Origin of the sequence: Tanticharoenia sakaeratensis NBRC 103193 (genome assembly GCF_000963885.1) — a bacterium.
Taxonomy (GTDB): Bacteria; Pseudomonadota; Alphaproteobacteria; order Acetobacterales; family Acetobacteraceae; genus Tanticharoenia; species Tanticharoenia sakaeratensis.
In genome coordinates this window covers 1-10,924 of sequence record NZ_BALE01000042.1, presented here as the reverse complement: position 1 = coordinate 10,924, position 10,924 = coordinate 1, and the positions used below count along the sequence as shown (strand labels likewise).

At 63.0% G+C, this 10,924-nt stretch carries 5 protein-coding genes; 1 reads left to right on the top strand and 4 read right to left on the bottom strand.

Annotation, left to right across the window (positions count from 1 at the left end; translation table 11 throughout):
* Nucleotides 1-260 precede the first annotated feature (260 nt).
* From clpB to B8446_RS13060, 3 genes are all read right to left on the bottom strand, one after another.
* Nucleotides 261-2,861, bottom strand: coding sequence for an ATP-dependent chaperone ClpB (gene clpB / locus B8446_RS13070; protein WP_048850323.1), 2,601 nt, complete (start codon nt 2,859-2,861; stop codon nt 261-263).
* Nucleotides 2,862-3,019: 158 nt separating this feature from the next.
* A complete protein-coding gene (locus B8446_RS13065; protein WP_048850321.1) occupies nt 3,020-4,099 on the bottom strand; it encodes an aldo/keto reductase in 1,080 nt (359 codons plus the stop codon).
* Nucleotides 4,100-4,137: 38 nt separating this feature from the next.
* Entirely contained in the window at nt 4,138-5,637 is a 1,500-nt protein-coding gene (locus B8446_RS13060) for a hypothetical protein (protein ID WP_048850318.1), read from the bottom strand.
* A gap of 377 nt (nt 5,638-6,014) precedes the next feature.
* Between B8446_RS13060 and B8446_RS13055 the strand changes: the two genes are divergently transcribed.
* Nucleotides 6,015-8,273 (top strand): DPP IV N-terminal domain-containing protein, encoded by a 2,259-nt coding sequence (locus B8446_RS13055; RefSeq protein ID WP_048850316.1) that lies wholly within the window; start codon nt 6,015-6,017, stop codon nt 8,271-8,273.
* Between the two features lie 231 nt (nt 8,274-8,504).
* Here B8446_RS13055 and B8446_RS16115 read toward each other — a convergent pair whose 3' ends face one another.
* Entirely contained in the window at nt 8,505-10,460 is a 1,956-nt protein-coding gene (locus B8446_RS16115) for a hypothetical protein (RefSeq protein ID WP_148505999.1), read from the bottom strand.
* Nucleotides 10,461-10,924: the final 464 nt, after the last annotated feature.

Here is a 10,924-nt window from a genome sequence, read left to right as displayed (position 1 = left end):
CCGCCAACATATCCCTTCCATTCCGATTTTCTTTTTAAAGAGCAGTCCGTTGCGGCTCACCGCGTCGGTGAGCGGGTTTCTAGGGCCTACCCGCCCCCCTGTCAACGAAATCGTACAGACCTGTTATCCACAGGGGTAAGCGCCCGTATCCTGCGGAAAAGACTGGCTTATGCACAGGACCGTTCCAATTTCGCATCGAACTTTTTTGCAAAAACATGACAATGCCCCGCCCGAAAAGGGGCGGGGCAGCTCGCGCCGCCTCAGACGGACGCGGGCTTGCCGTCGATCAGCAATCCACGCTCGTCCGCCGAGACAGACACGACATCACCATCATGCACGTCACCAGCCAGCAGCAGCCCGGCCAGCGGGTTCTGCAGCGAACGCTGGATCACCCGCTTGAGCGGCCGCGCACCATAGATCGGGTCGTAGCCCGCCTCGGCCAGCCAGTTCAGCGCCGCCTCGTCCAGCGACAGCGACACCTTCCGATCCGCCAGCAGAGACCGCAGACGGCCAAGCTGGATGTTGACAATGGATGCCATGTCCGCCCGCTGCAGACGGGAGAATAGGATCACCTCGTCCAGACGGTTGAGGAACTCCGGCCGGAAATGCGCCCGGACGACGTTCATCACCTGCGCCTGCACCAGGTCGATCGACTCCCCATCCGGCTGGTTGGCCAGAATGTCCGAGCCCAGATTGCTGGTCAGCACGATAATCGTGTTGCGGAAATCGACCGTGCGCCCCTGACCGTCGGTCAGACGCCCGTCATCCAGCACCTGCAGCAGCACGTTGAAGATGTCCTCGTGCGCCTTCTCGACCTCGTCGAACAGGATCACCTGATACGGACGCCGACGCACGGCCTCCGTCAGAACACCACCCTCGTCATACCCGACGTACCCCGGAGGGGCGCCGATCAGACGTGAAACCGCGTGCTTCTCCATGAACTCGCTCATGTCGATCCGCAGCAACGCCTTCTCGTCGTCGAACAGGAACCGCGCCAGCGCCTTGGTCAGCTCGGTCTTGCCCACACCGGTCGGCCCGAGGAACAGGAACGAGCCGATCGGCCGGTTCGGGTCCTGCAGACCCGCCCGCGCACGGCGCACGGCATTCGCGACCGCCACCAGCGCCGGCTCCTGACCGACCACAGACCGCCGCAGCTCGTCCTCCATCCGCAGGAGCTTGGCGCGCTCGCCCTCCAGCATCCGGTCCACCGGCACGCCGGTCCAGCGCGACACGACCTGCGCGATCCCTTGATCCGTCACGGCCTCGGACAACAGTCCGGCGGCATCGGCCCCTTCCTGCTCGCGCTGCTGCGCCACCCCGATCTCGCTCTCGAGCGCCGGGATCACGCCATACATCAGCTCCGAAGCCCGCCCGAGATCACCGCGACGCTGCGCGATCTCGACATCCGACCGCGCCTGATCGAGCTGTTCCTGCAGCTTCTGGACCGCGTTCACACGATCTTTCTCGGCATGCCAGGCCGCGCTCATCGCATCGGACTGTTCCTCGAGGCCGGACAGCTCGGCCTCCAGTATCGTCAGCCGATCCTTCGAGGCCGCGTCGTCCTCCTTGCGGATCGCCTCGCGCTCGATCTTCAGCTGGATGATGCGACGGTCCAGCTCGTCCAGCGCCTCGGGCTTGCTGTCGATCTGCATCCGCAGCCGGCTCGAGGCCTCGTCCATCAGGTCGATGGCCTTGTCCGGCAGGAACCGGTCCGTAATGTAGCGGTTCGACAGCGTGGCCGCCGCGACCAGCGCGCCATCGGTAATCCGCACGCCATGGTGCAGCTCATACTTCTCCTTGATCCCGCGCAGGATCGAGATCGTATCGGCCACCGACGGCTCACCCACGAACACCGGCTGGAACCGGCGGGCAAGAGCCGCATCCTTCTCGATATACTTGCGATACTCGTCGAGCGTGGTCGCACCGACGCAGTGCAGCACACCGCGCGCCAGCTCCGGCTTGATCAGGTTCGACGCATCCATCGCACCGTCCGAACGGCCCGCGCCGACCAGCGTGTGCATCTCGTCAATGAACAGGATAACCTCGCCCTCGGCGCTCTCGATCTCCTTGAGAACGGCCTTCAGGCGCTCCTCGAACTCACCGCGGAACTTCGCGCCCGCGACCAGCGCGCCCATGTCGAGCGACAGCAGACGCTTGTTGCGCAGCGCCTCCGGCACGTCGCCGTTGACGATCCGCAGCGCCAACCCCTCGACAATCGCCGTCTTGCCAACGCCCGGCTCACCGATCAGCACGGGATTGTTCTTGGTCCGCCGCGCCAGGACCTGGATCGCGCGCCGGATCTCCTCGTCACGGCCGATGACCGGATCGAGCTTGCCCTGCTGGGCCACGGCGGTCACGTCGCGCGCATACTTCTTGAGCGCATCGAAGCCGGCCTCGGCATTCTCGCCGGTCACCGTCCGCCCTTTGCGGATCTGCGCCACCGCCCGCTCAAGAGCCTCGGCACTCGCACGGCCCTCCACCAGCGCGCGGCCGGCAGCCGACTGGCTGCCCGCGATCGCCACCAGCAGACGATCCTGCGCGACGTGGCTGTCACCGGCCTTGGTCGCGGCCTGTTCGGCATTGTCCAGAAGGCGCACGAAATCCGGCGTCGCCTGAGGCTGGCCCGCGCCGCCGCCCTGCACCTTCGGCAATTTCGCAAGCGCCGCATCGTTGGCGGTCCGGACCACGGCCGGATCGCCACCGGCTGCCCGGATCAGCCCGGACGCCGCCCCCTGCTCGTCGTCGAGCAAGGCCTTCAGCAGATGCTCGGGCGTCAGCTGCTGGTGAAAGTCGCGCAACGCAATGGTCTGCGCGGCCTGAAGGAAGCCCCGGCTACGCTCGGTAAACTTCTGAATGTCCATATGTTCTACTCCTCCTGCCCCGTGATCGGCGGCAAATGGCACGGCGCATCGTCCCTCGGGAGGCAACGGCACACACGCGAAAAGTTCGGGGTGCTGCCCTGCGCCGAAACGGCCGCAAACCCATCACCCCGATGATGTTCGGATCATAAGATAGGAACTTATTCCTTGTCCACAAGAGTTTCACGGTGCTTTCTGGCCGGCCCGTGCAGCACCATGTCGGCCGGACCCAGACGATCGAACGCCGTGCGCTGCTGGTGCCAGTAGGGATAGATCAGCGTCGGCGCGCTCACGAGATCGAGCCGCGCCATCTCGTCATCGCTCAGCGCCAGATCCGCGGCATCGAGATTGTCGATCAGCTGGCTTTCCTTGCGCGCGCCGATGACGACCGAACTGATGAACGGCTTGTGCAGCAGCCAGGCCAGCGCCACCTGGGCCGCCGACACGCCATGCGCCTCGCCGATCTGCACGAGCACCTCGATCGTATCGTAGAGCTTCTCGACGTCACGCACCTCGGGCTCGCCCCAGCCCGCGATCTGCCGCCCATCGGCCGGAGACGGCTGGTTGCGGCGATACCGCCCGGACAGGAGCCCACCGGCCAGCGGGCTCCAGACCTGAACGCCCAGCCCCTGATCGACCGCCATCGGCAACAGCTCATACTCGGCGTCGCGCGCTTCCAGCGTGTAATAGATCTGCTGCGAGACCGGCGAGACCAGACGATCCCGCTCCGCCGTGGACAGCAGCTTCATGACCTGCCAGGCCGAGAAGTTGGACACGCCGACATAGCCGATCTTGCCCGCCCGACGCAGATCCGTCAGCGCCTCGAGCATTTCCTCGGGCGGCGTCAGGCCGTCCCACTCGTGCAGATAATAGAGATCGATGTGATCGCGCCCGAGCCGCTTGAGGCTCGCCTCGCATGCCGCGATCAGATGATGCCGCGACAGCCCCTGCTCGTTCGGCCCGTCGCCCGTCGGAAACCGTGCCTTCGTCGTGACCATCAGCTCGGGCGAGCGCCCCTTCAGCGCCGCACCGAGGATCCGTTCGGCCAGCCCGCCGGAATACGCGTTGGCCGTGTCGAACATGTTGACGCCACGCTCGACGCACAGATCGACCATCCGCGCGGCCCCGGTCTCGCCCACATCCCCGGTCTTGGCAAACGCACCCTCGCCGCCGAACGTGACCGACCCGAAGGACATCGCCGAAATCTTCAGCCCCGAACGCCCAAGCTGCCTGTACTGCATGTGATCTCTCCCGAAAGGACGAATCCATATCCGGGAGTTCAATGCATGACCGGCGCCCCCGGTTGCGCGGACGGCAGCCGCCCATACAGCACGAAGCCGAAATCATAACGGTCCACGCTGCGCAGCACCGGCCGATAATGGGCCGCCAGATCGCCGCACAGATGCGGCCAGTCCGCAGGACATCCCCCCTGCTGCGTCAGGACGAAGGCGGGGCCCCGATCCAGCGCCGCCTCGAGAAACCCTTCCGCCCGCGCCCCGAAGATCGTGCGCACATGACCCGGAAACACATAGCGGTTCACCGAATGCAGATGCGCCATGAAATACGGCACGTGCGACCCGTCGAGGCTCAGAACCGGCACATCGCCCACGACCCGCGCAAGCCCCGCATAATCGGTCGCCGCCAGATCCGCCCGCATCCTCCAGGCATGCGTCGTGTCATGCACGAGCCACACACACGACATCACCGCAACCGGCAGCAGCGATCCCCACAGACGCGCCCGCCCGACCCACCCCCATGCGAGCCCGAACAGGATCGCAAGCGGCCCCAGAACCAGCGTGAAGTAATGCGCATACGCGTGCCCCGAGACGCAGCACGCAAGCCAGCCCGACATCACCCACAGCAGCATGAGCCGCACCGGGCGCTCGCGCCCGCACGCCCGCCAGACCACCCACAGGAACGGCACGAACGCCACAAGACACAGGCCGAACAGCCGGCAGGCCTCCCACCGCGCCGAGGCACCGCCGCCGTAATGCCGCAGATAAGGCACCTGATAGGCGAGATAATCCGACCAGATCCCGCGCCCATCCAGCACATACAGGGCCGCCAGAGCCCCCAGGACGAGCACGGCGCCGAACCCGAACGCCAGCGCCCGCAGCACATAGCCGCGCAACCGCCCGTCACTCCACAGACCGAACAGGACCGGCAGCGCGAGCGCCACGCCCGACAGATAATTCGTCTGCACCGCCGCCATCGCCAGCATGCCGGCCCAGACCATCGCCCGCGCATCGGTCCGACGCACCAGCAGCATCACGACACCTGCGCAGATCGGCGTGAACGCCGCCTCCGCATTGCCCGACAGCACCGCGAACCGCGCACCCGCCAGTAGCTGGAAAAGAAAGACGCTCCAGAACACGCCCGGCCATGGCACCGCCGCCCCACGCCCTGCCGTGCCCGGATCCCCGCTCCGCAATCGCGCCGCGATCCACGCGATCACCGCACAACTCGCTATCGCAAACACCGCAAAGAAGCCCGGCGCCCAGCCGAACCCGCGATCCGCCAGCCCGTAGATCGCATACAGCAGCACCGGCTTGTGATCGAAGATCGCATCATATGGGAGCACGCCGTGCCACAGCGCCCGCCCGATCATCACGTAGATCAGCGGATCGAAGTTCGAGAACGGCAGGGCCAGATACGCCCCGCCATAGACAGCCAGCACAACGACCAGAACCCCGATGCCGAGCCCGCGGCCCCAGCCGCTGCGCCCCGCCGCCACCTGCGACCGCGCGCCTTGACCGCCGACCGCCCCCAAAGCCGCCATAACCATGCTCCCAGACCCGGCCGACACGCCGGCCGGGATCGCGCATTATCGCACGCCCGCGTCCGCTGGAACACGTCACGATCCGCACGGCTCGATCGCGACAGACGACCATACGCAGCCCGACGCACACCCCCGGCGGCCGACCGGAATCGTCCCCCGCCTCTGCCAGCCGAACGCTCCGGATTCCACATCGCCCGGACAATATGAACCGGAACCGCCACGAACCCATGGCAGCCGCGAGCTCGAACCGTCACGAACCCGAATAATCGCGCAAAGCCCCCCATCGGCCACGCCGACCGACGCCCCGCGCCGACGCCCCCAGATTGCCCAACCCCCGGGGCCGGGTCATGATCGCCGCAGCGTCTTCCGGAGCCCACATGACCCCAACACCGTTTTCCATCCGCGCCCTGCTGCTCGCCGCCGCCGCACAGACCGCCTTCATCGCAGCAGGCCCGGCCGCCCACGCCGCCGATGCCACGTCAGGCGCCACCACCACGGGCCCCGCCGCCTGCATGGCCGACCTCGCCCAGACCCGCGCCTTCTCCCTCGGCCTCCCGAACAGCGCAGCCCCCACCCCGGACGGCAGATCCGTCCTGTTCCTGCGCTCCGGCCCGCGCGACACGACGCTCCATCTCTACCGTTATGACACCGCAACAAAGCAGACGACGGAACTCGCCAGACCCGATTCCGGCCCCGAACATCTCACCGTCGAGGAACGCGCCCAGCGCGAACGCGCCCGCCAGTCCCTCACCGGCATTACCCACTACCTGATCGCCCCGGACAGCCAGTCGGTCATCGCAACCCTCGGCGGCCACCTCGAACGCATCGACCTCGCCACCGGCAAAACCACCCCCATCCCCGGCAGCTGGATCTCGCCCCGCCTCGCCCCCGACGGCCGCCACATCGCCGCCGTGAAGGACGACGACCTCTATTCGATCGACCTCGCGACCGGTCAGGCCACGCGTCTTACCTCCGGCGGCAGCGAAACCCTGACCCACGGCCTCGCCGAATTCGCCGCCGCCGAGGAACTGCAGCGCGAAGACGGCACGTGGTGGTCCCCCGACAGCCAGACCCTCCTCTATGAAGAGGCCGACAGCACCGGGGTCGAACCGCACTACATCGCAAACCTCGGCGACCCCGCGCAGAAACCCACCGAATTCCGCTACCCCCGCGCCGGCACCGCCAACGCGAAAACCCGCCTCGGCCTGATGCCCTCAGCAGGCGGCCCCACGCACTGGATCGACTGGGACCACGACCGGTATCCCTACATCGCCCGCATCGCCTGGCGGAAAACCGGCGGCCTGTTCGTCGTCCTGCTCAACCGCGCCGAAACGGAGGAACTCGTCCTCGCCGTCGATCCCGCAACCGGCGCGACACGCGAAGTCCTGCACGACACCGACGCGCAATGGCTCAGCCTCACCCCCTGGGAAGGCAGCGGCGGCCACGACCTGCCCGTCGCCCTCGCGGACGGCCCGAACATTCCGCAGGGCGGCTTCCTCTGGGCCGCCCAGCGCGGCCCCCACTGGCAGCTCGAACTGCACGACCATGACGGCCACCTCGTGCGCGCCCTCACCCCGCAGTCGCTGCCCTTCGTCGCCCTGAACAATTACGACGCGAAAGCCGGCACGGTGCTCGCCACCGTCCAGACCAGCCGCATCGACACGGGCCTCGTCCGGATCGACCTCGCCACCGGCCAGATCACGACCCTCGTCGCAACGCCCGGCGTCCACCGCGCCACCTTCACCCCCGGCGGCCACAGCCTGTTCGTCGACACCTTCAGCAGCGCCGACGGCACCCGCCAGTCCATCATCCGCACACCCGACGGCACCGCCATCGGCACCCTCCCCCCGGTCGCGGAAAAGCCAACCCTCGCGCTGCACACCGAATTCACGACCCTGGGCGCGGACGACCTCGACTCCCTCATCATCCGCCCGGACAATTTCAACCCGAACCGGCACTACCCCGTCCTGCTCTCGGTCTATGCCGGCCCCGGCTACAAGACCGTCTGGCATACGCCCGCCAGCTATTACGAGGACCAGTGCCTCGCGAATCAGGGCTTCATCGTCACGAGCTTCGACGGCCACGGCACCCCCGGCCGCGACCACGACTTCGAACGCGCCACCAAGAACGACGTGATCGACCTGCCCCTGCACGACCAGGTCGAAGGCCTCCAGGCAGCGGGCCGCAAATACCGCCAGATCGACCTTGCCCGCGCGGGCGTCTACGGCTGGTCCTTCGGCGGCTATTTCACCGCCATGGCGACCATCCGCCGCCCCGACGTCTTCAAGGCCGGAAACGCAGGCGCGCCCCCCGTCGACTGGACCGACTACGACACGGCCTACACCGAACGCTATCTCGGCACCCCGCAATCCGACCCGGACGGCTACCACAAGTCGGACGTCCTGACCTACGCACCCAACCTCTCGCGCCCCCTGCTGATCATGCACGGTGCGACAGATGATAACGTCTATTTCGAAAACACCATGAAACTGACCCAGAGCCTGCTCGCCGCCGGCCGCCCCTACAACCTGCTCCTCCTCCCCGGCACCCACATGCTCCCCAACCCCCAGATCCGCCTCCGCGTCTCGCAAGCGCGGGCGGAGTTCTTCAAACAGACGCTGGGTTCCCCGCGCTGAAAGGGCGTGCGAGAGGCACCCCTCGACCCCGGCAAAGAGCAGTGGCCCTTTGCAAACCTTGTTTTGATGACGGCTACGGGGAGGAGAGCGGTCGGTCCGCTTTTGGAGGCTTATAGACGATCACTGACATTTACAAATTCAAAGGGGCCGAGAGGACACCTTCTGCCGCGTTCGCGGTAAGATGTCCCCGCAACTATTGAAATTGAATTCTTCCACGCAAAGTTTTTGAACTCACTCTTCAGTGATAGACGATGTCTCTGTTGATGATGAAGCATCTAGGAAGTAAGTGAGATCGTCTATATCCGGCAACCAAGTCTCACCCCGAGTTAATCGGATATCCTCTATGTGAGCTCGTAGCTTATGTGCTTGCGTTGGTGTCCGAAGCGCCTCGAGGCGCTGAGCAAAGCGTTCTACATATTGTTCGTCAACGTGTAGCAAGGTAGTGAACAACTCCGTGCTATGGTCGTAATCGTAGTCAATCCCCTCAATGGCTGAAAGGAAGTCAGTGACCCGAGCTGGGCTGTCAGCATATACACGAGCAAGCCCCTGAACTACTTCGATTAGTACCTTATCCCAAGTTGCAAGTATGAAGCCACGTGCGCTGTCATTTATCAAACTCGTGCATACAGCGGCATCGTGGTCTAAGATGTGATTGCTTTCATGCGGTGATTTTTTTTTGGCAATTTGCCTGCGAATATCCGCGTCGTAATACCCGCTCATGCCGGTGGTGATCCCGTGACTCTCAAGTAGGGAAAGTATCCGATTTTCAACAAACCGGAGCGACGCATTTCTCCTTAACCCAAAAACGCGCAAAAATTCAGTAAGGGAAATCTCCCCGCCCGCGTTTGCCATTGCACTTTGAATATGAGAGAAATGACTGAGAAAAGCGTTGCCTGAGCCTCGCAGGAAGGGCCTCAAATCTTCTGGCAGCGCGTCATACGTATCCAGGAATTCAAACGCTCTAAGCCCGTGCGAGGCCATCTCGTTTACATATGCGCGCGGCACCATCATTGCGATTTCATGCGATCGGCACACCTCCAAAAGCGTTGTCGCGCTCACAGCATACCTTGATGTCGCAACCTGAAACTCAAGGCCAAACAGCATGGGAAGTGCCACGCTCGTGTCAAGCACCATCGTAATCTCGGTGCGGCTTCCGAGAGCCCGATAGATGTCAAACGTGTTCGTGCTGAAAATCTGATCGATGGTATTCGCATACTGGAAATGTCGAGCAATCGAGCATTCCGAGAGAACCTTGTAGATAGATGTTCTCTGACGAGACAGGCCCCTTTCGGCGAGGAATACCCGAACACTTTCAGAGTCCGCGTCACCACCGGCGATATCTCGCCCTCTTAGAAGGGTTTCTGTAGCCAAATTTAATAAGTGGATTGCGTCTTCACGCAGCAAGCCGGTGGCCTTTGCAACTGCAGCGACGTCAGCTTCGCGTGCCAGAAGGAACTCATCTTCCGCACTCTGCATCTGCGCGAACTCTGCTTCGCTCAGTGCTACTCTGCTTTGAGGACCAACGATGCGCCCTGACGTGCGGAGCCTGCTAACCGCCGAGGCTACCGCCTTGACGGGACTTGTGCCTGGCAAGGATCGCGAGACCTCGTCAACGAGAGTGTTCTCCGAAGAATTTGGATGTTTGAAAAGCCAAGCTCGCACGTTCGCATCTACGATCTGCTCTCTTAACTCAAACGCTTCCTGTCCAAAGAGAAGAAGAGAACTCACCGCGACTTCTGCAGATGTCGCGTGCATAGTAGGCACAACTGTCGCCCCTACCATCTCATACGCACGTTTTATACGGCCAGGACGAGCGAGGGCAGTTGTGATCCTATTCAAGTCATGAATTGTGCACTCAATTTTTCCAGAAAATTTATACCTCGACGCAAGAAAAGCTGCCTCAGCGCGCGGGGATATTACTCGGTTTGTCACATATATAAGATGGGATTTTCCAGAAGCTGCGGTACTAGCTGCCTCCTCGTTAATTTTATTCTCCCAATCCCTGCGCACGCTCAATTGTATGCGCAGGTCCTCGCGTGAACATAGTACATCTCGACCACCATCTCCGGTTCCATCAACGATCGACAGCCCGCGGTATTTTTGCGCGCTCAGATACAGGATTGCGACATCGTAAAAGCGTGTTTCTTCAACACTGCCGATCAGCTTGCGTAAACCGGAAAAATACATGGAGCCAAAAGCCTCTCAGAAAACACTGTTTCCTTAATGTATCCTATTTATTGCGGAATACCATGATACGCGATGTGTAATTTTGAACTGCGCGGGGATTGGCGGAGACTTCTTCTCTTAAGGAGAGGATCAAAAGCAGTACACCCGCCAAGAGGTCCTTCCTGAAAATCGTGCGTGTGCAGCGCGACAGGCGTTGGAACATAAAAGTAAGTAATTGTCATGCTTGGTGGTAATTGTATCGATTGCCGAAAAGATCGGCTTTCCTAATTGTCGGGTTGTGAGATGAGGTGGTTGCCATCCTCTCTTCCGTGGTTGCGTTGCCAACCACCACGTTGGCACACTGCGATGCCGTTTGGGGAGGACGGCGACCGACCCTTATTACAACCTTACACCCTAATGTCCGCTATTCGCCTCGTTAAATCTAGAGCCGTTCCACGTTAATCCGGTTCATATCCTGCTGCTTT